This window comes from Sphingobium sp. UBA5915 (assembly GCF_002431195.1).
In the GTDB taxonomy this organism is placed as follows: domain Bacteria; phylum Pseudomonadota; class Alphaproteobacteria; order Sphingomonadales; family Sphingomonadaceae; genus Sphingobium; species Sphingobium soli.
Genome location: NZ_DJDV01000004.1, coordinates 1 through 21828, shown reverse-complemented (window position 1 = coordinate 21828; position 21828 = coordinate 1). Strand labels below are relative to the sequence as shown.

Sequence of the window (21828 nt, the reverse complement as noted above, 5' to 3'; positions counted from 1 at the left end):
CCTTCTCAAACGCGCTCTGAGTTTTCTTGTCCGCAAGGACGATATGAGTGTTGCTGATTTTCGAGCCTACTGGCTCGAACGCCACGCACCGATCCTGCAGTCAATGCCGGGATTGCGCGCCTACAGCATCACTTTTCTGGACCTCGAAGCCGGACGCCTGTTTCCGGAAGGTTCGAGCGCGCCCGTCGACGGGTTTGCGAAGATGGCCGTTGCAAACGAGGACGAAATGAAAACGGCCTACGCCTCTGAAGCTGGCCTTGCCGCTGCCCGGGATCTTCAGAACTTCGCGCAGTCCGTTCATCGGGTCGAGATCGACGAGACTGTGCTGATCTGAGAAACGACGGCATCCGTGGCGAGCCAAGCATCCGTCGTTGGGACGCTGGGCTTTGCGGTAAGATATCTCAATAGACGGGTGAGGCGATTTCCCTGACCGCTACGATGCCTCGTTCCAGTAAAGCCGCATCGGATTGTCGACCAGAAGTTTGCGCTGGAGTTCGGGCGTCCGCGCGATGCGCGGGATCATGTCGACCAGCGCCCCGTCGTCCGGAACGGCATCCTGCATGTTGGGGTGTGGCCAGTCGGTGCCCCAAAGCACCCGCTCGGGATAGTCCTCGACCAGCGGCGCCACGGCGGTCGCGAAATCGTCCCAGGGCGGGCCTTTCGCGTCGAGCCGGTCGGGGCAGGTGACCTTCGTCCAGATGTCGTCGCGGCTGTCGAGAAGTGCCCGGAAGGCGCGCATGTCGGGGCCGTCGGCACCTTGGGCGACATCCGGGCGGCCCATATGGTCGATGACCAGCGGCGTCGGAATGGCGTCGAGGAAGGGGCGCAGCTCCTCCAATATGTCCGCCTCGAAATAGACGACCACATGCCATCCCAGCGCCTTGACCCGCGTCGCGACGTCCAGGAACTTGTCCTTGGGCGCGTCATCGACCAGGCGCTTGAGGAAATTGAACCGCACGCCGCGCATGCCGCCTTCGTGCAGGGCTTCCAGTTCCTTGTCGCTGATCGCCGGATCGACCACGGCCACGCCGCGTGCTTTGCCCCCCGACTTGGCGATTGCGTCCAGCGTCGCACTGTTGTCCGTGCCGTGGCAGCTTGCCTGCACGATCACGTTGCGCGCGAAACCCAGCCGGTCGCGCAGGGCGAACAGCATGTCCGGCCCGGCATCCTGCGGCAAATATTTGGCTTTCGCGCTGAACGGGAACGGCGCCATGGGGCCGAAGACATGGCAATGCGCGTCCACCGCGCCCGGCGGGGGCCTGAAACGGGGCACCGATGGACTGGCGTGCCAGCTGATGATCCGATCGCCCGTCATGGCCGTCATGCGAAAACCTCCCCATCCATCAATTTGCGCGCCGTGCGCAGCATCGCCGCGCTGGTCACCTTCCCCGTTTCGTCCAGTTCCATGACGCAGGTGGTTTCGCCGGTCGGATGCTCGACCGACAGTGTCTTGCGCCGGCCATCGGGGATGACCGCGACCTTTGCCGCCGGCGATCCCTCGATCAGGCAGGCGGTGGCGACGCTCACCGCGCCCAGCACCCCGATGGAGGCGTGGGCGCGGTGGGGAATGAAGCTGCGCACCGTGACGGCGCCGCCGAAACGGGGAGGGGCTACAAGCATCATCTTGGGCACCGACTTGCCGCTGACGTCGCCCAGATTCATCCGGGCGCCGACAGCAAGGCGGATCGCCTCGATCTTCGACTTCAGTTCGGTCGCGGTATCAAGCTCCTCGCGACTTTCATAGCCGGTCGCGCCGACGTCTGTCGCCTTCATCACCACGCATGGCATGCCGTTGTCGATCAGCGTCACCGGAACGCCGTTGACCATATCGATTGGGTTGCCGCTTGGCAGTAGCGCCCCGCAAGTCGAACCCGCCGTGTCGCGAAATTCGAGCGGGATCGCCGCCGACGTACCGGGTACGCCGTCGATCCGGGCTTCGCCCGCATAGCTGACCTTGCCGCCGGGCGTGGCGACCGTCGCGACCGCGATCTGGCCAGTGTTCTCCATGAAGATCCTGACCTGTGTTTCGCCGTCCTTCGCAGTGATCAGTCCCCGCTCGATGACGAACGGACCGATCCCGGCCAGGATGTTGCCGCAGTTCTGGGCATCGCTAACGATTGCCTGATCGACGAACGCCTGCAGGAAAAGATAATCGACATCGACTCCGGCGCGGATCGACTTGCTGACGACCGCAACCTTGCTGGTCAGCGGATCGGCGCCGCCCATGCCGTCGATCTGGCGCGGATCGGGCGATCCCATGATGCGCAGCAGAAAGGCGTCACGGGCACCGGCATCGGCGGGGAGCTCCTCTCTCAGGAAATAGCCACCCTTCGACGTTCCCCCGCGCATCCACATGCACCGCACGGATTCAGACATATTTCAGGCCCATTTCCGACAGGCGCCCGCGCATATCGTAAATATCGAGACTCAGTTCGCCCCCCGCGAGACGCTTGCGTTTGGTCTCCTCATTCGCTTCGCGCGCCAGCGCCTTCTCCAGTACGGACTTCGCGTCGACACGCGCTACGACGCACACGCCGTCATCATCGGCAATGACCACGTCCCCGGGGTTGACCAAGGCGTTGGCGCAGACGACGGGGACATTGACCGAGCCAAGTGTCGCCTTGATCGTGCCCTGGGCGTGAACGGCCTTCGACCAGACCGGGAAGTTCATTTCCTTCAGGTCCCGCACATCGCGGACACCGGCGTCGATCACCAGGCCACGGCAGCCCCGCGCCAGCGCCGAGGTCGCGAGCAGGTCGCCGAAATAGCCGTCCGTGCAAGGGCTCGTCGGCGCGAGCAACAAGATGTCACCTTCCTGGAGCTGCTCGATCGCGACATGGATCATCCAGTTGTCGCCGGGCGGCGCGGAGATGGTGATCGCGCTGCCCGCGATCCGGGCGCCCGGATAAATCGGCCGCATATGCGGGGCGAGGAGGCCGATGCGGCCTTGCGCCTCGTGAACGGTCGCGACGCCACATTTGCCCAGCGCGTCGATCACGTCGAGCGGAACCCGTTCGATATTCTGTACGACCAAACCCGCCATGACGATCTCCTGTCAGCGCCGCTGATGGCAACCACGCCCCTTCCAAGGCAAATCCGAACTCGTGCAAACCCAATAAGATTTTGCTAATCCTTCTACCGTGAAAGAGGATCATCTTAATATCCGCCACCTGATGGCCATGACCGCCGTCGTGCGAAGCGGGAGCATCAGTGCGGCGGTGCGCTCGGTTAATTTGACCCAGCCGGCGATCACCCAGGGGATCGCCAAGCTCGAGGCCCAGTTGGGCGCCAGTCTGTTCGACCGCATGGCAGGCGGAATGGCGCCGACGCCCGCGGCGCGGCTGCTGGTGTCACGTGCCGACAACGCACTCCGGCTCATCGGCAGCAAGCACGCGACCGCGGCGCAGATCCGCGCGTTCGTGGCGCTGGCACGGACCGGAAGCTATGCCGCCGCCGCGCTTTCGACAGGTCTTGCCGAGGCGTCGCTGCACCGCGCGGTCGCCGACCTTTCGCTTGCTATGGGGAGCCGACTTGTCGACCGGCGCGGGCGGGGCGTGATGCTGACGCGCCGCGGCGCGGAGATTGCCCGCAATTTTCGGCTGGCGCTCGCGGAACTGCGCTCGGCTATCGCCGAAATCGCGGCGTTGCGGGGATTGGAGGTCGGACAGATCGTCATCGGCGCCATGCCGTTGTCGCGTGCCAGGTTGCTGCCCAATGCTATCGCTGCATTTTACAGGCAACATCCCGAAGTCGACCTCGCGATCGCGGAAGGCTCCCATGCCGAGTTGATCGGGCCTCTGCGTGACGGCGACATCGATTTCATGATCGGCGCCCTGCGCGAGCCATCTCCGGGAGCCGATCTGCATCAGATGCCGCTGTTCGACGACCGGCCTGTGATCCTCGCGCGTCCCGGGCATCCGTTGGTGGCGCGACAGGGCCGGTTGAAACCCGTCGATCTTCTCTCATATCCGTGGATTGTCGCTGCCGAAGGCACGCCGCTCAGGACCCTGTGGCGGCGGATGTTCGAATCTGTTCCCGTCATACCGCCCCATGTTCCGATCGAATGCGGGTCGGTCATCACAATAAGGCAATTGGTCGTGCAGACCGATTTCCTGACCGTGCTTTCGCCCGATCAGGTCGCCGTGGAACTCGAAGCGGGCTGGCTCGTGAAACTGGGAGATGCACCGGGCGACGTGCGCCGCACGATCGGCATAACATGCCGAGCAGACTGGCGCCCCACACCAATGCAGGAGCGGTTCATCACGGATCTCACCCAACAGGCCCGGTACGTCTCCGAATCCCCTTAGAATTCGTAATTGCTTATAGTGAACGATGGGAATCGATTGGCGACGCGCCGCCGGCCTCTCCTAGACCACGACACATGGAGCAGGCATTCGGACTGATTGGATTTGGCGAGGCGGGGCGCACGTTCGCAACGGCCGGAGCGTGGGCATCGCGAGCACGCGTCTTTGACATCAAGACGCTCCTCCTACAGCATCGCGCTGACAAGCTGGCCGACTATGCCGCCGCAGGCGTGGCGGGCCAGGATAATATGGCGGATACCGTCGATGGTGCGGACATCCTGCTGTCGCTGGTCACTGCCGACCAGGCGCTGGTCGCCGCGCAAGCCTCCGCGCGCCTTCTCAAGCGTGGCACGCTTTATTGCGACATGAACAGCGTCGCGCCACAGACCAAATTGGCAGCCGCCAAGCTGATCGAAGCTGCCGGTGGACATTATGTCGATGTCGCGGTGATGGCGCCGGTCGATCCCGCGCGCCTCGCCGTGCCGCTGCTGCTGAGCGGCGTCAGGGCGAGCGGGGCCGCGGAAAGGCTGGCGGCCCTCGGCTTTACCAGCATTCGTGTCGTCGGCGAGGCCGTGGGTCGGGCTTCGTCAGTCAAGATGATCCGGTCGGTGATGGTGAAAGGCCTCGAGGCGCTGACCGCCGAATGCCTTGTCGCGGCGGAGGCGGCGGGCGTGCGCGATGAAGTGCTGGCCTCGCTCGATGCCAGCGAGACTTCCAGGCATTGGGATGCGCGTGCCGACTATCATCTCGACCGCATGATGGTTCACGGCCTGCGACGGGCGGCCGAGATGGAGGAGGTCGTCAAGACGCTCGACCATCTTGGCACCGGTAGCGCAATGACCCGAGTCACCGTTGCCTGCCAGCGAGCGATCGGGGCTTTGCGGATGCCACTTATTCCAGAGGGCCTGGCGCCAAAGCTGGCGGCCTTGGCCATCCCGTCCCGGCAAGGGGAAGCGGCATGACCCTGGTGATCGATTGCCACGGCCACTACACCGTGCTGCCCAAGGGGCATGACAGCTGGCGCGAGGCGCAGACGGCCGCCTACCAGGCCGGTCAACCCACGCCGCCCTATCCCGACATCAGCGACGCCGAGATCCGCGAGACGATCGAGTCCAACCAACTGCGACTCATAAGAGAGCGCGGGGCGGACATGACGATCTTCTCGCCGCGCGCGTCGGCCATGGCCCCGCATGTCGGCGATGCCGCCATGGCGAAGGAGTGGGCGACTCGCTGCAACGATCTGATCGCGCGCGTCGTCGGCCTCTATCCGGATTTCTTCGCAGGCGTGTGCATGCTGCCGCAGTCGCCCGGCAGCGACATGACCAACTCGATCGCCGAACTGGAGCGTTGCGTGACGCAGCTCGGCTTCATTGGCTGCAACCTCAATCCCGATCCGGCTGGCGGCCATTTCACGTCTCCACCACTGACCGACCGCTACTGGTATCCCTTTTACGAGAAGATGGTCACACTGGACGTGCCGGCGATGATCCATGTCTCGGGCAGCTGCAATCCGGCGATGCACGCGACCGGAGGCTATTATATCGCCGCCGATACCATCGCCTTCATGCAATTGCTCGAAGGCGACCTTTTCGCCGATTTTCCTACGCTGCGCTTCATTATCCCGCATGGCGGCGGCGCGGTGCCCTATCATTGGGGGCGTTATCGCGGCCTGGCCGACATGCTCAGGAAGCCGGCGCTCGACACCCATCTGATGAACAATATCTTCTTCGACACCTGCGTCTATCACCAACCGGGAATCAATCTGCTGGCTGACGTGATCGAGACAAAGAACATCTTGTTCGGCTCGGAAATGGTTGGCGCGGTCCGCGGCATCGACCCGACCACCGGCCATTATTTCGACGACACCAAACGCTATGTCGATGCCCTCGATATCCCCGAAGACGTACGCGACGCGATCTTCGAGGGCAATGCCCGGCGTGTCTTCCCGCGCCTTGACGCGATCCTGAAGGCGAGCGGGCGATGACTATCGAGAATCCCAAGCGGCAGGACATCCACGAATATCTGGCCGAGCTGGAGGACATCCCCGGCACCCGCGTTTTCACCACCGCCCGCGCGCGCAAGGGCTATTGGCTCAACCAGTTCTGCATGACGCTGATGAAGCCCGAAAATCGCGAACGCTTCAAGACCGACGAGCGCGCCTATCTGGACGAATGGCCGATGACCGAGGCGCAAAAGCAGGCGGTGCTGAACCGCGACTACAACGCAGCGCTGGATGAAGGCGGCAACATCTACTTTCTCGCCAAGGTCTTCTTCACCGACAATATCAGCTTCCTGCAGGCGGTCGGCACCATGACCGGCATGCCGGCGGAGGAATATCAGGCGATGATGATTGCCGGAGGCCGCTCGCCGGTCGGCCTACGTTCCAAGAAGGAACCCTATTGATGGCGCGCATCACCGCCGGCGTCGCCAGCAGCCATATCCCGGCGCTGGGCGCGACGATCGATCATGGCAAGACGCAGGAGCCCTACTGGAAGGAGTGTTTTGCCGGGTTCGCCTGGACTCGCGCCTGGGAGGCTGCCCAGAGACCCGACGTGGTGATCCTGGTTTACAATGATCATGCCACGGCGTTCGACATGGATTTCATCCCGACGTTCGCGATCGGGTGTGCCGAACGGTACAAGAGCGCGGACGAAGGCTGGGGACCGCGGCCGGTGCCCGACGTAATCGGCGACGCGGATCTCGCCTGGCACATCGCGCAGTCCTGCATTCTCGACGAGTTCGACCTGACGATAGTCAACAGGATGGACGTCGATCACGGCCTGACCGTGCCCCTGAGCCTGATGTTCGGGCAACCCGAAGCCTGGCCGTGCAAGGTCGTGCCTTTGGCCGTCAACGTTGTCACCTATCCGCCGCCCTCGGGCAATCGCTGCTATGCGCTGGGCGAGGCGATCGCGCGTGCGGTGCAGAGCTATCCTCAAGATCTGAACGTTCAGATCTGGGGCACGGGTGGCATGAGCCACCAGTTGCAGGGGCCGCGCGCCGGCCTGATCAATGCGGCGTGGGACAACCGCTTTCTCGACGACCTCGTCAAAGATCCCCAGCGCCTTCGACAGATACCGCACATCGAATATCTGCGCGAAACCGGGTCCGAGGGGATCGAGATGGTCATGTGGCTGATCATGCGCGGCGGGCTTGGGCCGGACGTTCGCGCGCTGCACCGCCATTATCACGTTCCCGCATCCAACACCGCGGTCGGGCACATCGTGCTCGAGCCTGGCGGCTGACAGCAAGACAAAAGGAATATTCCATGCGTATAGCCCTGGCCGGCGCCGGCGCCTTCGGTGAAAAGCATCTCGACGGTCTTCAGCAGATCGACGGCGTCGAGATCGTCTCGATTATCAGCCACACCGGCGAGCAGGCGGCCGCCGTCGCCGCCAGATATGGGGCGGCGCATAGTTCGGAGCATCTCGAGGATGCGCTCGCTCGCGATGATGTCGATGCGGTCATCCTTTGCACGCCGACGCAGATACACGCAAGCCAGGCCATCGCCTGCATGGATGCGGGCAAGCATGTTCAGGTCGAGATCCCGCTCGCCGACAGTTGGGCCGACGCCGAAGCGGTCGCCGCCAAGCAGAAGGAGTCCGGACTTGTCTGCATGGTCGGGCATACCCGCCGCTTCAATCCCAGCCATCAATATGTGCATAACAAGATCGTAGCGGGCGAAATGAAAATCCAGCAGATGGACGTGCAGACCTATTTCTTCAGGCGGAAGAACATCAACGCCAAGGGCGAGCCGCGCAGCTGGACCGATCACCTGCTCTGGCACCATGCCGCGCACACCGTCGACCTCTTCGCCTATCAGGCGGGGCCGATCGTCAAGGCGAACGCGATCGAGGGACCCATCCATCCGGAACTCGGCATCGCGATGGACATGTCCATCCAGCTCAAGAGCGAGAGCGGCGCGATCTGCACCTTGTCGCTGTCCTTCAATAACGACGGACCGCTCGGGACCTTCTTCCGCTATATCGGGGACACCGGCACCTACATCGCCCGCTATGATGATCTGGTGAACGGCAAGGAGGAGCCGATCGACGTCAGCGGCGTCGACGTGTCGATGAATGGCATCGAGTTGCAGGACCGCGAGTTCATCGCTGCGATAAACGAGGGACGAGAACCCAACAGTTCGGTCGGCAAGGTGCTCGACTGCTACCGCGTCCTCGGCGATCTCGAAAAGCAGCTGGTGCCATGAGACACCCTGTGTCCACCCCTGATGTGTCACGCGGCGAATTTGATGGCGCCTTGATGGATATCGGGGTCGTATTTGGTCTGATTTTGCCAGGCTCTCCAGAGGATTCGAACCCACGCGCGGGCGAGGATTCTTGTGGCGTGTTGGTGGGTGCAGCCTCTTGTTTTAGCCCGCGCGTAGATGTCGGCGGCCCATGGCGAGGCATGCCGGAAATTGTCAGCGAAGCAGGTAATGGCTTTGCGAAGTCGGTGGTTGCACGCCCATCGGAAGACGACGCCTCGGCTTTTGCCGGAGGCGTGGGTAACCGGGCAAACGCCGGCTTCTGCGGCGAGTTGGTCATCGGAGAGGTAACGATCTCTGACATTGCCGAGCTCGGCAAGGATCTGGGCGGCACAGATACGGCCGGCACGCGGGAAGGACATGACGATCTGTCCGTCCGGGAGCTGGGCGACGGTGTGCTCGATGCGCGCGGACAATTTGGCAATTTGGGAGATGAGCTGTTCGAGCAGCGTGGCGAGGGCGCGGGCGAGTTCTCCCTTCGCGTCAGCTTCGGCGTCCTAGGCATGCCCGGCTGGCGCGTCCCGAAGTCGGTCGAGGAGTTGGGCAGGGGAACGGCGCCCGCAATAGCTGTGCTGAGCCAGGAAGCTGGCGAGCCGCTTCTCGCCGAGGCGGGCAGCGCTTTCGGGTGTGGGATAGCGGCCGATGAAGGCAAGAGCGATAGGGCTGTCGATAGCAGCAAAGATAGCAGCAGCACCGGGCCAGAAGCTGTCGAGCAGGCTGCGCAGCTGGTTGGCGAGAGCAGTCCGTTGGTCGACGAGATCATCCCGGCCGCGCACCAGCACCCGCAATGCGCGAATATCGTCGGAGATGGGACTGAGCGGACGGAACCGATGTCCATCGGTGCGCAGGATATCGGCGAGCATATAGGCATCACCGGGATCGGACTTACCGCCTGCGGCGCGGTATCGCGGACGGCAGGCTTTGACGACGTTGGGATGGATCGGGATGACCGGATGGCCCGCCTTGATCAGCGTGTCGACGAGCAGCCCCGTGGGACGCTCAATTGCGATGGGCACGTCCGTCGGCGGGGCGATCTTGCGCAGCGACGCCAGCAGCGCCGTAAGGCCCGCCGCGTCATGGCGAACCTCACAACGAGCCATGATCTGGCCGCTATCGTCGACGACACAGATGGCGTGGCTCGCGCCACCCCAGTCCAGTCCGGCATGATAAGCCATATGCTGATCTCCTCAAATTGGCGTAGCAGCACCCGAGCTGGGAGATCGGGCGGATCGCTCACTGATTGGCGCTCCGGCCGGCAAGCACTGGCGCATCACCCTGTTGTCCGTTGCGGTCTCCCGGCACCTGCCGTGCAACGGGTCTCATGCGGGCCGTCGAACGGCGAGCGCACTTGGTCGTCACGGCAGATGCTCCGGCTGTTGAACACTACGCCGCTACGCGGCTTCGCGTCCAACAGCCGGGAGGTACACCAGTGAGCGCGCGCCACACCCGGGTCGCGATCATCGGATCGGGTCCGGCGGGGCTCATGCTCGGCCACCTGCTGCGCGCCGAAGGGATCGATTGCGTGATCCTCGAGCGACAGGCCCGCGACTATGTCGAGAGCCGAATTCGCGCCGGCGTGCTCGAAACCGTGACCACAGACATCATGCGCCGCCTCGGCATCGACGCGCGCATGGATACAGAGGGGTTGGTCGAGGACGGCTTCAACCTCGCCGATGGCGACAGGCTGGTGCGGATTGACATCAAGGCGCTTACCGGCAGGCATGTCACAGTCTATGGTCAGACCGAACTGACCCGGGATCTGATCGCAGCGGCGCCCGCGCGCGACCTCGAGATCATCTTCGAAGCGGGCGATCTGGTTCCGCACGAGGTCGATGGCTCGCAACCCAGCGTCACCTTCACCAAGGATGGGGTCGCGCAGACGATCCGGGCCGATTTCATCGCCGGCTGTGACGGCTTCCATGGCCCTTCGCGCCGCGCGATACCGGCGGCGCTGGCGCGCGAATATCACCATGAATACCCGTTCGGCTGGCTCGGCATCCTTGCCGATGTGCCGCCGTGCCATGACGAGCTGATCTACGCCAATGGCCCGCGGGGCTTTGCTCTCGCCTCAATGCGTTCACCGACACGCAGCCGCTATTATATCCAGGTCGCACAGGGCGAGCGTCTTGAAGACTGGCCCGAATCGCGGCTTTGGGATGAGCTGGAAGCGCGGTTCAATCCACTGTCCAGGCACGGGGTAACCCGTGGCCCGGCACTGGAAATGTCGATCGCGCCGCTGCGGTCCTATGTGTTCGAGACGATGCGCCATGGCCGATTGTTCCTGGCTGGCGATGCCGCACATATTGTGCCGCCGACGGGGGCCAAAGGATTGAATCTCGCGGCCTCCGACGTGGCCTATCTCTCCGACGCATTGATCGACTTTTATCGTCAGGGCAAAGACGATGGACTGCTGGCTTATCAGGACCGCGCCTTGTCCAGGATCTGGAAGGCGGAGCGCTTCAGTTGGACCCTGACCAGGCTCATGCACAGCTTTCCCGACCAGAACAGGTTCGAAAGGCGGATGCAGATCGCCGACCTTGACTACATCGCGTCTTCTGAGGCAGCCCAGACCAGCATCGCGGAGAATTATGTTGGCCTGCCGCTCTGATCTCCGGTTGCCTGCATGACCGGCCTCCCAACGCGCGTCCTGGGTCCGTTCAACGTCTCGGCGATCGGCCTTGGCTGCATGAATCTCAGCCACGCTTATGGCATGCCTCCTACGGAGAGCGAGGGCGCTCGACTGTTAAACCACGCGCTCGACAGAGGCGTCACGCTGCTTGACACTGCGGCGCTGTATGGCGGCGGCGCCAACGAGCGATTGCTCGGCACGGCGGTCATGCACCGTCGGCGCGAATTCACGCTGGCCAGCAAATGCGTACTCGACACCTTCGAGGGAAAGCGTGGGCTGGACGGCAGCCCGGCGGCGATAAGCCGAACGCTTGATGCGGCGCTCGCGAGGCTGCGCACCGATCATATCGATCTTTATTACCTTCATCGGCTGGATAGAAACGTCGCTATCGAAGAGTCCGTCGGCGCGCTGGTGCGGGCAAAGGAGGCCGGCAAGATCAGCGAGATTGGACTGTCGGAAATGTCCGCCGCGACAATCCGTCGCGCCCATGCGGTACATCCCATCGCAGCTGTACAGAGCGAATATTCCATTTGGGTTCGCAACCCGGAGATCGCGGTTCTCGATACATGCGGAGAGCTGGGCATAGGCTTCGTCGCCTTTTCTCCGGTCGGACGAGGTTTCCTTGCAGGCGCCGTGTTCGACGACTCCTATGCGCGCGGGGATATCCGGGCGACCATGCCGCGCTTTGTTGAACCCAACCTATCTTCAAATCTCCAGCTGTTCGAACGATTTGCCTTACTGGCGAAACAGACAGGGCATACTCCCGCGCAGTTGGCGCTCGGCTGGCTCTTGTCCCGGCGACCCTTCCTCATCCCCATCCCGGGTACGCGCAATATCGCGCACCTTGATGAAAACGTGTTGGCCGCTGGGATCGGCCCGTCATCTGAAACGAACGCGTCAATCGATGATATCTTCGCCGCTGAAAACGTGAAAGGCGCTCGCTATCCACGGGGCGCGCAATCCCAGATCGACACCGAGTTATTACCTGAAGAAGGGCAGTATCTTTGATATATCAGGGGTTCGATAGTTTGGAAGTAGCTTGAGGTGATCTGAGCACTGCCTTTTATCCAGCGGCAGCACGAGGCCGGCCAGTGTTGTTGCGCATGAGCACGGCTCCTTTCAAGTTGGTCGGAGGGCCGACTGTGTTGCGTGGCCGAGCGAGGAGTGCGGCAGCGCCGGTCGAGACATATCGACGGATTGGGCCATCAATCATGGGAGGCATGCCCCATGATATAATGACTAAGTGATCGTACTGCTTAAGGTGGTATAATGTAAGCGCTGTTTCGCCTCCACATTGCGGAAGGCGGCATAGTCGTCGACGGAAGATCCCTTCGCTAAGGGATTATAGCCATGACGATGTCATGTAACGATGCTGGCACGAAGCCGGTTCGTCGGTTTGAGGTGTTCACGGGCGCGGGGCATCGTCGCGAGTGGAGTGATGAGACGCGGGCCGCGATCATCGCGGAGAGCTATTCGGGCGCGGAGAGCGTCAGCGCCGTGGCGCGGCGGCATGCGCTGGCACCATCGCAGCTTTTCACCTGGCGCCACGAGTTTCGGCGTGCGGCGCAGGCCGCCGACATTGTATCGACGTTAGTGTCGGAGCCGGAGCCGTTTTTCGTCCCGGCGGTGATCGATCCGCCGAGCATGTCAGTTGCACCCGGACGGACGCCTGTTGTCCGCAAGCGGCGCGCCCGACGGGCGTGGGAGGCGACGGCGGTCGAACTGGAGATCGACGGCGTAGCGGTGAAGATCGCGCGAGGTGCGGATGCGGGCGTGATCGCGGCGGTGATCGACGCGCTTAAGACGGCGCGATGATCGGTCCGGGCGGCGATGCGCGCGTCATGGTGGCAACCAAGCCGGTGGATTTTCGCAAAGGCGCGGATTCGCTCGCGGCGCTGGTGAAGGCCGAGTATGGCGCCAACCCGTTTTCGGTTGTTGTCCACGTCTTTCGCGCCAAGCGCGCCGACCGGGTCAAGCTGGTTTGGTGGGACGGGACCGGGCTGTGGATGATGGCCAACTAACTGGTTTCATAGAGCAGCCCTTTCCGTGTGATCCGAGCATTTTGACGAGACGGCGTTTTCGAGTGCGGCTGCCCGGTCGGCGAGGCGGTTCCATCGGCTACATTGCTTGGCCGGGACGTTCGGCCTGGGCGCTTCGTAGAGGTGGCGAGAGCCATCGCACGCATGTTGGGTGACGAGGCCATATTTCGCCCACCTCACCAGGGTGCCCTCGGTGATGTCGAGTCTTGATGCCGCTTCAGCTTTCGTCAGCATGCCCCGGTCGCGCAGCCGGTCGTAGCGAGAGCGAAGGCGATATTGCTTGACCAGATAGATGACGCGCAGATCGGTGAACTGCGCGTTGGCCTGATCCCGTCGCGCCGAGCCGCCGGGGCGTATGCCCTTCGCGTTCAGGATGCCGGCGATCTCGGCGCAGATATGATCTTCGAGAAGGGTGTCGACCAGTTCGACGATCTCGGGCCGGGTCTTGACCTGCTGCGCCGAGGATTTGGGGTTTTGGGTGGTCAATGTGTCAGTTTTCCCGCCTTTGAAGCGGATGTGGACCCGAGTCTCTCCGTCGGCGGGGAGCTTGAGCAGGGTGACGTCTTCGACGATATGAGCAAGCAACCGCTTGCGCTCGCGGTTCGGCAGGGCCGGATCGCGCCAGACCGTCTTGAAGTCGGTGGTCATGGCGATCAGACGATCGCGGATAGCATCATCCACCATGAGGCGGTCGTCGAGCAGGGCACGGGTCCGTTCTTCCTGGACGCCGGCCAGCACCCGCAGCCTGTCGTTCCATTCGCGTTCGAGGGTGTCAGCGACGAGTCGATTATTCGGGTCGACCAGCATGAACCGGCGCTGTGCAAGATCGGCGTCGATCCGGGCGCGTTCGACGGCACGAAGCCGGAGCCGGTCCGCTTCGTCGTGGCGAGCTTCGATCTCCTTGCCGATCTCCAGCGCCAGTTCGACTGCGGTGGGGGTCATTTCCGTGGCGATCAGTTCGCCGATCGCTTCGTCGATGGGCCAGCCCGCGATCGTCTGGCAGTGTGGTTCGCCGCGGGAAGCATAGGCCCGATTGCAGACATACCAGGTATCCACCTGGCCGCGTCGGGCGGCATAATGGACGCGCATATGGGCGCCGCAACGCCCGCATAGGACACGCCCCTGCAGCAATGCCGAGCCCTCGCGCGGTGGCGAGGCGCGCGCGGTGTCATAACTGCGGCCGTTGGCCTCGAGCAGCTTGAGATTGTGCTGGAACTTCTCCCAGCTGATGTAACCGGGATGAGCGTCCGGAATGCAGGCGAGCCATTCATCGGGCTCGCGCTTGCGCAGTTGCTTTTTCCCATCGACGGTCCGGCGGTAGAGGCGCCGGCCATAGGCATAGGCGCCCGCGTAGCGAGGATTGTGCAGCGTGCGCATGGTGGTCGATATGGTCAGGGGCTGGAACACGACCTGCTTCCCGTTGCGGAGCCGCGACGGAAAGAGCAGCCCTTCCCTGGCGAACGCCTTGACGGTCTGGCTGGCGGACCCGACCCGCGAGAACGTCTCGAAGAAGTGGTCGATCGTCTCGCGGATCTGGGTGTCCGGGTCGAGCGTCACGTCGCCCGCCTCGTCATAGACAAAGCCGGTCGGCAAGACGCAACGATATTCGCCGCGGCGCACCTTGTTGAGGATGCCGCCGCGTAATCGGGCCTTGATCACATGCAGCTCGGCTTCGCTCATCGTGCCCTTGAGGCCCAGAAGAAGGCGGTCGTTGAAGTTGGCCGGATCGTACACGCCATCTTCGTCAAGGATGAGCGTGTCGGCCAAAGCGCAGATTTCCAGCAGCCGATGCCAGTCGGCATTGTTTCGGGCCAGGCGGGATACTTCCAGCCCCATGACGATCCCCGCGCGTCCCATGCCGACATCGGACACCAGATGCTGGAAGCCTTCGCGCCACGATGCTGAAGCACCGGATTCGCCCTGATCGCTGTCGATGACGATGACCTGATCGTCGCGCCATCCGAGGCCGATCGCACGGCCGCGAAGGCCATATTGGCGCCTGGTGCTCTCGACGTTCTCGATGACCTGTCGCATCGATGACTGCCGGATGTAGAGGTAAGCGGCCCGTTCGAGGTGATGCGATTGCACCTTGAGCATCCCGTTCATGCTGTTCTCCGTTCAGAGACCGCCATCACCATGGCGGCGAGCAAGTGGACGACCGCGCGTCGCTCGGAAGTTTTGTCCATAGCCGGGAGGCCAACCATTGGCAGAGTCGCCGGCGGTTGTCGGATAGCGACCGGCAGGATGGCGCGGACCCACGCCCACATGCCACGACGCAGTAGGAGGGTAAGGCCGCTGCGCGCCTCTGGCGGCAGCGCCATGCCGAGCGCGGCTGCGCGCAGCAGTTCGTATTGCTCCGCCGGAGCGCGGGATTGCATCGCGCAATGCCGCTGCTCGCCGCCGGTCACACCGTTTTTTTTCCACCAAGCGCGCGCTCGATCGTCCTGGGATGGACATCGAGGCCGAACTCGATCCGGACGAGGCTCGTCAGCTCGCGCGCCCGGATGGGTTCGCCGGGGCTCACCTGCCGCTTGAGAAAGGCCAGTACATCGCTCTGGATCTTGTGCGGGCCGCGAGGTCCGCGCTTTCCGGGCACGAGGCCGGCTATGCCGGCACCCTCGAAGTCCGTCTTCGCCTGGTAAAAAGTTGGCCGGGAGACGCCATATTCCCCGGACACCTCCTTCACCGACATCTTGTCGACGGATACGCGCCGCAACATCTCGTATTTCACCTGCACAATGTCGCGAGGATCGAAGAAGCCGTCCTCCTGGAACTTCGGATCGCCGACCTTTGCGGGAGCCGGATTGAGGGCACCGTCCTCCGCCAGAGCGCTGGCCTTCGATCGCTTGCGCCTGAGGGTTTCCGACACGCATGGGCTCCCACATTGACGGACATGATGTAATATACAATATGCCGCTCCTTCCCGCATCGTCAAGGCATTCTACCCGGACGAATCACGGCTGTCCCCGCACGTAATCCAGACTTTATCGAAGGCTCCACGGACTCCGTGGCGTTATTTGCTTTACATGCGCGGCATAATTATCCTTACGCGACTTCGGCTTCGCGGCCCTCTCTCGCGCGACGAGCCCCTCTACGAGCCGGGCGAGCTCCAACAGATCGGCGAACCCGCACAACGCAAGCCCGCTTCCCGCGACAACCGCGAAGTCGGGAACCACGACATCGGTCCATTGCAGAGGAACCGGGGATATCCGGCCATCCTCGAAGCGCAGCAACAGCCGCTTGCCAGCCCGGTTGACACGCTCACCGACACAGACGGCCCGTTGCCCGGAATATGGGTGGAACGGGTGGGTGATGATGACAAGCTGCCGCGATATCAGCGAATCACCTGCACTCCGACCTGAGTTACAAGCGGCTTGAGCAGGGCCGCTTCCAATGGCCCGCCATCCAGGACGGCGTGATGAGGCTGACGGCGGCACAGGCGGCCGCTCTTCTGGAGGGACTGGACTGGCGCAGGGTCCATACCGGGCGTCGTCCGGTCGCCCCGCAGATCGCTGGTTGACGAGAGGCGCTGGGGCTGATTCACTCGGTTCATGCTGGTCGAGGCGGACCTTCCCGACGATCCCGCGCAGCTCCAGGCGATGCTCGTCGAAGCACGTAGCGAGATCACCAAGCGCGATCGGGAGATCGTCGTGCGGGACCAGCAGATCACCACGCTGCGGAGCGTCGGCGCCGAAGCCGATGCGGAGATCGAGCGGCTGACCGGCATCATCGCCGCGCTTCAACGACACCGCTTCGGCGCGCGCTCGGAGCAGTTGTCCGAAGATCAGCTAAGCCTCGCCTTCGAAGAGACCGAGGCGGCGCTTGCCCGTGTCTCGGCAAAGCTCGAGTCCGTCACGCCGGATCGCGAGCCCAAGCGACGTAATCTCAACCGGGGCCGGCTTCCCGCCCACCTCGAACGGGTCGAGCAGATCATCGATATCGACAGCAAGGCGTGTGCCTGCTGCGGCGGCACGCTGCATGTCATTGGCGAGGATTTCGCCGAGCGCCTCGATGTCGTGCCGACCACGTTCCGCGTCTTGGTGACGCGCCGCCCGCGCTATGGCTGTCGCGCCTGCGAGGCGGCGCCCGTCCAGGCCCCGGCTCCGCCTCGCATCGTCGAGGGCGGGCTACCAACCGAGGCGCTGATCGCGCATGTGCTGGTCAGTAAATATGCCGATCATCTGCCGCTTTATCGCCAAGCGCAGATCTACGCGCGGCAGGGCATCGCGCTGGATCGCTCGACGCTCGCCGATTGGGTCGGCCGCGCTGCCTGGTGGCTGACACCGCTGCGTGAACACCTGCTCGCCAACCTGAAGCGCAGCCCCAGGTTGTTCGCCGACGAGACCACCGCGCCGGTGCTCGATCCCGGACGCGGTAGAACGAAGACCGGGCAGTTATGGGCCTATGCGCGCGACGACCGACCCTGGGGCGGTGCCGATCCGCCCGCCGTCGCCTATGTCTACGCACCTGACCGCAAGGCGGCGCGACCATCCGAGCATCTCGCGGGCTTTGCAGGCGTGCTGCAGGTCGACGGCTATGCCGGCTACAATGCGCTCAGCCGATCCAACCAGGTCCAGCTCGCTTATTGCTGGTCGCATGTCCGGCGCGGCTTTTACGAGATCGCCACCTCCCGCCCGGTGGCGGCCGAGGCGCTTGTCCGCATCGCCCAGCTCTACGGGGTCGAGAAGGAGATACGCGGTCGTTCGCCTGACCAGCGCCGCGCCGCACGGCACGAACTGAGCATGCCCATCGTCGCTGATCTCCGCCGGTTCCTGGAGGCCAGCCTCGCCAGGACCAGCAACAAGGGCAAGCTCGCCGACGCGATCCGTTATGCGCTTACGCGCTGGACCGGGCTCAGCCGCTTCCTCGACGATGGCCGTATCGAGATCGACTCCAACACCGTCGAGCGAGCGATTCGCCCGCTGGCTCTCAACCGCAATTATGCGAAGCGCAGGATTATGCGCAGGTGCTCCCGGCGGACCCAGATATTACGCTGGCCCCGCCGCCCCGAACTTCACATAATCACAATGTCTGCAGAAAGCTCATCAGGTAGTCGGAGGCACGGAAGCGACCCGGCGTGGCGGTTCCTGGTTGCAGCTTCATCAGGGCTTGTTCCTTCATCGCGAGATCCGCTTCCACATACATGTGCGTCGTCGCGGTATCCTCGTGTCCGAGCCACAGTGCAATGACGGTAATATCGACCCCCGATTGAAGCAGGTGCATTGCCGTCGTGTGTCGAACCGTATGGGGAGTGACCGGGCGCTCAAGGAGTCCCGGATACTTGCGCCCTGCAATTGCGACGGCGAGGCCCAAACGCTGGGTGACGTTTGAGCGAGTCATACGGCCACCGCTACGGTTGGGGAACAGGATGCTATCGCCAGCGGGATCCCCGATCTGGCGGCGCCAGGATCTGATGAGTGCGGCTGTCGGTCGCCAGAGCGGCACACTACGTTCTTTGCGACCCTTACCGCACAAATGCACTGCGGGTTGCCCTTCCAGCACAACATCCCGACAGCGGATGCCGATCATCTCGGAAACGCGGGCACCAGTATTGTACATCATGCTGAAGAAGGCGCGGTCACGTTGGCCGGCCCAACTGGACCGGTCAGGCGCTTCGATGATGGCGATGACCTCGGATCGTGAGAGAAAGCCGACCAATGGCCGATCGAACCGCTTGAACGGTATCGCCAACGCCCGCTCGATTGTGGCCAGCGACGCAAGGTCGTAATGCGATGCATATTTAAGGAACGTCCTGATTGCAGCGAGACGTGCATTGCGGCTTCGGACGCTGTTGCCTCGGCCCTTCTCCAGATGATCAAGGAATGCGAGCAACAATGGTGCGTCGAGATCGGACAATGTGATAGCGCTTGGCGTTCGACGAAGCACTGTAGCCGCATAGTTGAAGAGCAGGCGCAGAGTATCCCGATACGCCGCGACGGTCTGCGCGCTGACCGCGCGCTGTTCCGTGAGATGATCGAGAAAGAATCGCTGCACGAGCGTCGGCAATGAGAGAGGCGCATGTTCAGCCACGGCCGCTCTCCCCGAATGCATAATCTTCGAACCGGTCGCCTGCGATAGCCATCAGATCCGGGATGCCGGTCAAATACCAATATGTATCGGATACCTTTGTGTGGCCGACGTAAGTCGAGAGCGCCGCGATCGCGTTATCGATATCGGCACCTTCGGCTTGCCACCTCTGGATGCGCCGACAGATAAATGTATGCCGGAGATCATGGATGCGGACGTCGGGATAGGCCCCCCGAGCGACGATCCCCGCCTCGTTGCGCAACCTCTGGAAGGTCCAGTGCACGGCGCGCGATTTTAGCGATCGTGTCGGCGTCGAGACGAAGAAGGCATCTTCCTGCTCACGTGGCAGGAAACGATCTCGCACGGCCACATAGTCGGCGAGCGCAGCCGCGACGGTTGGATGGAAGGGCACGTGCCTTGACTTGCTGAACTTCGTCATCCGAACGGTCAAACATCGACTCCCGAGGTCCACATCGGCGCATCGCAGCTTGATCGCCTCAGACACACGCAGGCCGGTTGCGGAGATCAGACCGAAGAAAGCCTCGAACGCTGCGGGGCGCAGGCTGCCTTCCGGATCGAGATGTCGTGCCGCTGCAAGCAGCGCCATGACCTCGTCCTCGGTGTAGATATGCGGGGTGGCCCGGCGCTGGGACTTGCCGAATATCCGGGTCTGCGGAAACTCCGTGGCCGGATCCATCCGCAACAGGTAGGTGGCGAAGGGTCGGATAGCATCGAGCCGACGCGCCCACGCCCTCGGTTCATGGGTACGAGCATGACCCTTTGCCCATTCGATCGCGAGATCTGTCGTTAGGGAACCTTGATGGCCAGAGCCGTCGAAGAATCTGGCGAAGGAATGAAGCTGGCTGGCACCCGGCCCGGTATCGAGAAACCCTAATGCTCGCCGCTCGGCGAGATAGGCCTCGGCTTGTGCTGTCATAGTCGTCATCATCACGCCCTCCCTGGCCAAGGCAGAGCCACAGCCGACAGGCGATCAAGATCGATCTTGGTGTAGATCTTCGACGTGTCGAGGCTGCGGTGACGCAGAATATCGGCGATGTGCTTCATGGGCGTGCCGTCGCGGAGCAGACGGCTCGCGATGCTGTGACGCAGGACGTGCGGATCAGTCCGATCCCACCCGCAGCGTGCGAAAGCCGCGATTACCGCATGCTTGGCGACGCCAGCCCTGATCGGGACGTCATACGGCGCGACATGGCGAACGAAGATCGCGCGGTTGTGGGTCTTCGGTCGTTCATGGCGCAAATAATCTGCGATCGCGTCGCCGGTGGCCACCGGCAATGGAAGGCTATCGGTAAAATGCGTCTTGGTCCTGGCTATCCGAATGATCCCATTCCGCCAGTCTACGTCGTCGAGCCGAAGCTTTATGACCTCGGAGCATCGGAGCCCAAGGTCGGTGACGCATCTCACCATCGCATATGCGCGTCGCCAGGAGGGCAGATGATCGTCGAATGATGCGAGAACCGCGTCAATTTGGGCTGGAGACAACACATCGGGCAACCCCGCCAAGCGCCAATGCGCGGCGCGCGGGATCTCACGCAAGAGTCCAGCGACATCGTCGCCCAACATCTTGCGAAACTTCAGATAGCAGCCGACTGCGCCGCCAGCGACGCGCACGGCACCAGCACTCCAACAACGGCCTTCGCCCAGGACAAACCGTCGAACAAGGGCTGGCTCGAGCTTCTCAGGGGCAATCGCGCCATCGCCAAACCGCTCGAGGAGCAGTCGGCGAACGATATGGATCCGCTGCCGCCGTGTCGTGTCCGCCAGACCACCGACATCGAGCATGTGGCGATCGAAGGCCTCCAGTTCACCGCTGATGTGATCCCTCTGCTCCGCAGCCCGAATCTGGCCCTCGATGCGAAGCACATGCAGCAGATGCCGGATAGCGACGCGCAACTCGCGGCGCACTTTGCGAACCGGCGCAGTGCATGTGCAAAATGGTAGGTGTGCATCCAGGAACTGGCGCTGCGCCACCTCATCTATCTGGGCGAGGTTGATACCTTCATCGGTTACCCACTTCGCGAAGTGGGCAACGCATGCAAAATACACGCGCGCTGTGTTGGGATGATATCTGCCCGCTCGAAGATAGCTGACATACCCCTCTTCGACGGGCGCGAAGACACTGCTCGCCAACCAGCGACGCGGCTCCGGCTGCAATAGATCAGACTTCATGACAGGGCTCCTCTCCAGATGGTGGGTGGAGAGGATGCGGTATTATGTGCAGCGGGAGTTAGTCATGCCGCAGCGCGTGCGGCGCAAAGCCGAGAGCCACATAGGTCACTGAATGGCGAACTGCGCATAATCCTGCGCTTCGCATAATTCCTGTTATGGAAAGGTATGCATAAACGGAAGAACGCTCTCTTCGCCGGATCGGACGATGGCGGCGACCACTGGGCCGTCATCGCTACCCTGATCGAGACCGCGAAGCTCAACGACGTCAACCCGCACACTTGGCTTGCCGATACCCTCCAGCGCCTTGCAGGCGGCCACAGCAGTGCCGCACTCGATCAACTCATGCCCTGGTGTGCAACGACAAATTCGGTA

General features: G+C 62.9%; 23 protein-coding genes and 2 pseudogenes. 14 read left to right on the top strand and 11 right to left on the bottom strand.

Features of this window, described 5'->3' with window-relative positions; genetic code table 11:
• Nucleotides 1-334 (top strand): EthD family reductase (locus B2V90_RS00525; RefSeq protein WP_293919426.1); only part of this gene is annotated, 334 nt, incomplete at its 5' end.
• 99 nt (nucleotides 335-433) lie between these two features.
• Here B2V90_RS00525 and B2V90_RS00520 read toward each other — a convergent pair.
• The 3 genes from B2V90_RS00520 to ligK are packed head-to-tail and all read right to left on the bottom strand — an operon-like array spanning nucleotide 434 to nucleotide 3043.
• On the bottom strand, nucleotides 434-1324 hold the full coding sequence (locus B2V90_RS00520; protein ID WP_414711561.1) for an amidohydrolase family protein: 891 nt from the start codon (nucleotides 1322-1324) through the stop codon (nucleotides 434-436).
• Nucleotides 1321-2376, bottom strand: a complete 1056-nt coding sequence (locus B2V90_RS00515) for a 4-oxalomesaconate tautomerase (RefSeq protein ID WP_216314149.1) — start codon at nucleotides 2374-2376, stop codon at nucleotides 1321-1323. Before B2V90_RS00515 ends, B2V90_RS00520 begins: the two co-directional genes overlap by 4 nt.
• Nucleotides 2369-3043, bottom strand: coding sequence for a 4-carboxy-4-hydroxy-2-oxoadipate aldolase/oxaloacetate decarboxylase (gene ligK, locus B2V90_RS00510; protein WP_216314147.1), 675 nt, complete (start codon nucleotides 3041-3043; stop codon nucleotides 2369-2371). Before ligK ends, B2V90_RS00515 begins: the two co-directional genes overlap by 8 nt.
• Nucleotides 3044-3140: 97 nt before the next feature.
• Here ligK and B2V90_RS00505 point away from each other — a divergent pair, with 97 nt between their 5' ends.
• The 6 genes from B2V90_RS00505 (at nucleotide 3141) to B2V90_RS00480 (ending at nucleotide 8514) form a co-directional block, all read left to right on the top strand.
• The gene (locus B2V90_RS00505; RefSeq protein WP_414711560.1) at nucleotides 3141-4307 is read left to right on the top strand and encodes a LysR substrate-binding domain-containing protein; all 1167 of its coding nucleotides are present in this window, start codon (nucleotides 3141-3143) and stop codon (nucleotides 4305-4307) included.
• 74 nt (nucleotides 4308-4381) lie between these two features.
• Nucleotides 4382-5266 carry an NAD(P)-dependent oxidoreductase gene (locus tag B2V90_RS00500; RefSeq protein ID WP_216314143.1) on the top strand — a complete coding sequence of 295 codons (885 nt, stop codon included), beginning with the start codon at nucleotides 4382-4384 and terminating at the stop codon, nucleotides 5264-5266.
• Complete coding sequence (locus B2V90_RS00495; RefSeq protein WP_216314141.1) at nucleotides 5263-6288, top strand: amidohydrolase family protein; 1026 nt, start codon at nucleotides 5263-5265, stop codon at nucleotides 6286-6288. Before B2V90_RS00500 ends, B2V90_RS00495 begins: the two co-directional genes overlap by 4 nt.
• Nucleotides 6285-6707 (top strand): protocatechuate 4,5-dioxygenase subunit alpha, encoded by a 423-nt coding sequence (gene ligA / locus B2V90_RS00490; protein WP_216314139.1) that lies wholly within the window; start codon nucleotides 6285-6287, stop codon nucleotides 6705-6707. Before B2V90_RS00495 ends, ligA begins: the two co-directional genes overlap by 4 nt.
• Nucleotides 6707-7549, top strand: a complete 843-nt coding sequence (locus B2V90_RS00485) for a class III extradiol dioxygenase subunit beta (protein WP_216314137.1) — start codon at nucleotides 6707-6709, stop codon at nucleotides 7547-7549. The genes ligA and B2V90_RS00485 overlap by 1 nt, the downstream gene beginning before the upstream one ends.
• A gap of 23 nt (nucleotides 7550-7572) precedes the next feature.
• On the top strand, nucleotides 7573-8514 hold the full coding sequence (locus tag B2V90_RS00480) for a Gfo/Idh/MocA family oxidoreductase (RefSeq protein ID WP_216314135.1): 942 nt from the start codon (nucleotides 7573-7575) through the stop codon (nucleotides 8512-8514).
• Between the two features lie 26 nt (nucleotides 8515-8540).
• Here B2V90_RS00480 and B2V90_RS00475 read toward each other — a convergent pair whose 3' ends face one another.
• Both B2V90_RS00475 and B2V90_RS00470 read right to left on the bottom strand, forming a co-directional pair.
• The gene (locus B2V90_RS00475) at nucleotides 8541-8987 is read right to left on the bottom strand and encodes a transposase (RefSeq protein ID WP_216314133.1); all 447 of its coding nucleotides are present in this window, start codon (nucleotides 8985-8987) and stop codon (nucleotides 8541-8543) included.
• An 81-nt stretch (nucleotides 8988-9068) separates the two neighbouring features.
• Nucleotides 9069-9746: an IS110 family transposase gene (locus B2V90_RS00470; RefSeq protein WP_216314131.1), complete on the bottom strand. Its 678-nt coding sequence runs from the start codon at nucleotides 9744-9746 to the stop codon at nucleotides 9069-9071.
• A 254-nt stretch (nucleotides 9747-10000) separates the two neighbouring features.
• Between B2V90_RS00470 and pobA the strand changes: the two genes are divergently transcribed.
• From pobA to tnpB (B2V90_RS00450), 4 genes are all read left to right on the top strand, one after another.
• Complete coding sequence (gene pobA, locus B2V90_RS00465; protein WP_286863871.1) at nucleotides 10001-11179, top strand: 4-hydroxybenzoate 3-monooxygenase; 1179 nt, start codon at nucleotides 10001-10003, stop codon at nucleotides 11177-11179.
• Between the two features lie 15 nt (nucleotides 11180-11194).
• On the top strand, nucleotides 11195-12208 hold the full coding sequence (locus B2V90_RS00460) for an aldo/keto reductase (RefSeq protein ID WP_216314127.1): 1014 nt from the start codon (nucleotides 11195-11197) through the stop codon (nucleotides 12206-12208).
• Nucleotides 12209-12550: 342 nt separating this feature from the next.
• Nucleotides 12551-13015, top strand: a complete 465-nt coding sequence (gene tnpA / locus B2V90_RS00455) for an IS66-like element accessory protein TnpA (protein WP_216314125.1) — start codon at nucleotides 12551-12553, stop codon at nucleotides 13013-13015.
• The gene (gene tnpB / locus B2V90_RS00450) at nucleotides 13012-13221 is read left to right on the top strand and encodes an IS66 family insertion sequence element accessory protein TnpB (protein WP_216314122.1); all 210 of its coding nucleotides are present in this window, start codon (nucleotides 13012-13014) and stop codon (nucleotides 13219-13221) included. The genes tnpA and tnpB (B2V90_RS00450) overlap by 4 nt, the downstream gene beginning before the upstream one ends.
• A gap of 6 nt (nucleotides 13222-13227) precedes the next feature.
• Here tnpB (B2V90_RS00450) and B2V90_RS00445 read toward each other — a convergent pair whose 3' ends face one another.
• From B2V90_RS00445 to B2V90_RS23075, 3 genes are all read right to left on the bottom strand, one after another.
• Nucleotides 13228-15336: a recombinase family protein gene (locus B2V90_RS00445; RefSeq protein ID WP_286863908.1), complete on the bottom strand. Its 2109-nt coding sequence runs from the start codon at nucleotides 15334-15336 to the stop codon at nucleotides 13228-13230.
• Nucleotides 15337-15643: 307 nt separating this feature from the next.
• Nucleotides 15644-16108: a helix-turn-helix domain-containing protein gene (locus B2V90_RS00440; RefSeq protein WP_216314118.1), complete on the bottom strand. Its 465-nt coding sequence runs from the start codon at nucleotides 16106-16108 to the stop codon at nucleotides 15644-15646.
• A 115-nt stretch (nucleotides 16109-16223) separates the two neighbouring features.
• Complete coding sequence (locus B2V90_RS23075) at nucleotides 16224-16553, bottom strand: DUF5372 family protein (RefSeq protein ID WP_414711562.1); 330 nt, start codon at nucleotides 16551-16553, stop codon at nucleotides 16224-16226.
• Between the two features lie 17 nt (nucleotides 16554-16570).
• Between B2V90_RS23075 and tnpB (B2V90_RS00435) the strand changes: the two genes are divergently transcribed.
• A complete protein-coding gene (tnpB, locus tag B2V90_RS00435; protein WP_349681200.1) occupies nucleotides 16571-16759 on the top strand; it encodes an IS66 family insertion sequence element accessory protein TnpB in 189 nt (62 codons plus the stop codon).
• Nucleotides 16760-16790: 31 nt separating this feature from the next.
• Nucleotides 16791-18185 (top strand): annotated as a pseudogene (gene tnpC, locus B2V90_RS00430) (IS66 family transposase); the annotation flags it as partial.
• Between the two features lie 76 nt (nucleotides 18186-18261).
• Here tnpC and B2V90_RS00425 read toward each other — a convergent pair.
• From B2V90_RS00425 to B2V90_RS00415, 3 genes are read right to left on the bottom strand one after another with little or no spacing between them, the layout of a single operon-like run.
• The gene (locus tag B2V90_RS00425) at nucleotides 18262-19269 is read right to left on the bottom strand and encodes a site-specific integrase (protein WP_031309554.1); all 1008 of its coding nucleotides are present in this window, start codon (nucleotides 19267-19269) and stop codon (nucleotides 18262-18264) included.
• Nucleotides 19262-20215, bottom strand: a complete 954-nt coding sequence (locus B2V90_RS00420; protein ID WP_024020122.1) for a tyrosine-type recombinase/integrase — start codon at nucleotides 20213-20215, stop codon at nucleotides 19262-19264. Before B2V90_RS00420 ends, B2V90_RS00425 begins: the two co-directional genes overlap by 8 nt.
• A complete protein-coding gene (locus B2V90_RS00415; protein WP_024020123.1) occupies nucleotides 20215-21456 on the bottom strand; it encodes a tyrosine-type recombinase/integrase in 1242 nt (413 codons plus the stop codon). Before B2V90_RS00415 ends, B2V90_RS00420 begins: the two co-directional genes overlap by 1 nt.
• 174 nt (nucleotides 21457-21630) lie before the next feature.
• Here B2V90_RS00415 and B2V90_RS00410 point away from each other — a divergent pair.
• A pseudogene (locus tag B2V90_RS00410) lies at nucleotides 21631-21828 on the top strand (transposase domain-containing protein); the annotation flags it as partial.

What these genes read in the sequence shown, in the direction of transcription:
- tnpB (WP_216314122.1), top strand. Translation starts at nt 13,012, where the DNA reads ATGATCGGTCCGGGCGGCGATGCGCGCGTCATGGTGGCAACCAAGCCG.
- B2V90_RS00515 (WP_216314149.1), bottom strand. Translation starts at nt 2,376, where the DNA reads ATGTCTGAATCCGTGCGGTGCATGTGGATGCGCGGGGGAACGTCGAAG.
- B2V90_RS00460 (WP_216314127.1), top strand. Translation starts at nt 11,195, where the DNA reads ATGACCGGCCTCCCAACGCGCGTCCTGGGTCCGTTCAACGTCTCGGCG.
- B2V90_RS00520 (WP_414711561.1), bottom strand. Translation starts at nt 1,324, where the DNA reads ATGACGGCCATGACGGGCGATCGGATCATCAGCTGGCACGCCAGTCCA.
- B2V90_RS00500 (WP_216314143.1), top strand. Translation starts at nt 4,382, where the DNA reads ATGGAGCAGGCATTCGGACTGATTGGATTTGGCGAGGCGGGGCGCACG.
- ligA (WP_216314139.1), top strand. Translation starts at nt 6,285, where the DNA reads ATGACTATCGAGAATCCCAAGCGGCAGGACATCCACGAATATCTGGCC.
- B2V90_RS00480 (WP_216314135.1), top strand. Translation starts at nt 7,573, where the DNA reads ATGCGTATAGCCCTGGCCGGCGCCGGCGCCTTCGGTGAAAAGCATCTC.
- tnpA (WP_216314125.1), top strand. Translation starts at nt 12,551, where the DNA reads ATGACGATGTCATGTAACGATGCTGGCACGAAGCCGGTTCGTCGGTTT.
- B2V90_RS00420 (WP_024020122.1), bottom strand. Translation starts at nt 20,215, where the DNA reads ATGATGACGACTATGACAGCACAAGCCGAGGCCTATCTCGCCGAGCGG.
- B2V90_RS00470 (WP_216314131.1), bottom strand. Translation starts at nt 9,746, where the DNA reads ATGGCTTATCATGCCGGACTGGACTGGGGTGGCGCGAGCCACGCCATC.
- B2V90_RS00485 (WP_216314137.1), top strand. Translation starts at nt 6,707, where the DNA reads ATGGCGCGCATCACCGCCGGCGTCGCCAGCAGCCATATCCCGGCGCTG.
- B2V90_RS00445 (WP_286863908.1), bottom strand. Translation starts at nt 15,336, where the DNA reads ATGCTCAAGGTGCAATCGCATCACCTCGAACGGGCCGCTTACCTCTAC.
- ligK (WP_216314147.1), bottom strand. Translation starts at nt 3,043, where the DNA reads ATGGCGGGTTTGGTCGTACAGAATATCGAACGGGTTCCGCTCGACGTG.
- B2V90_RS00415 (WP_024020123.1), bottom strand. Translation starts at nt 21,456, where the DNA reads ATGAAGTCTGATCTATTGCAGCCGGAGCCGCGTCGCTGGTTGGCGAGC.
- B2V90_RS00495 (WP_216314141.1), top strand. Translation starts at nt 5,263, where the DNA reads ATGACCCTGGTGATCGATTGCCACGGCCACTACACCGTGCTGCCCAAG.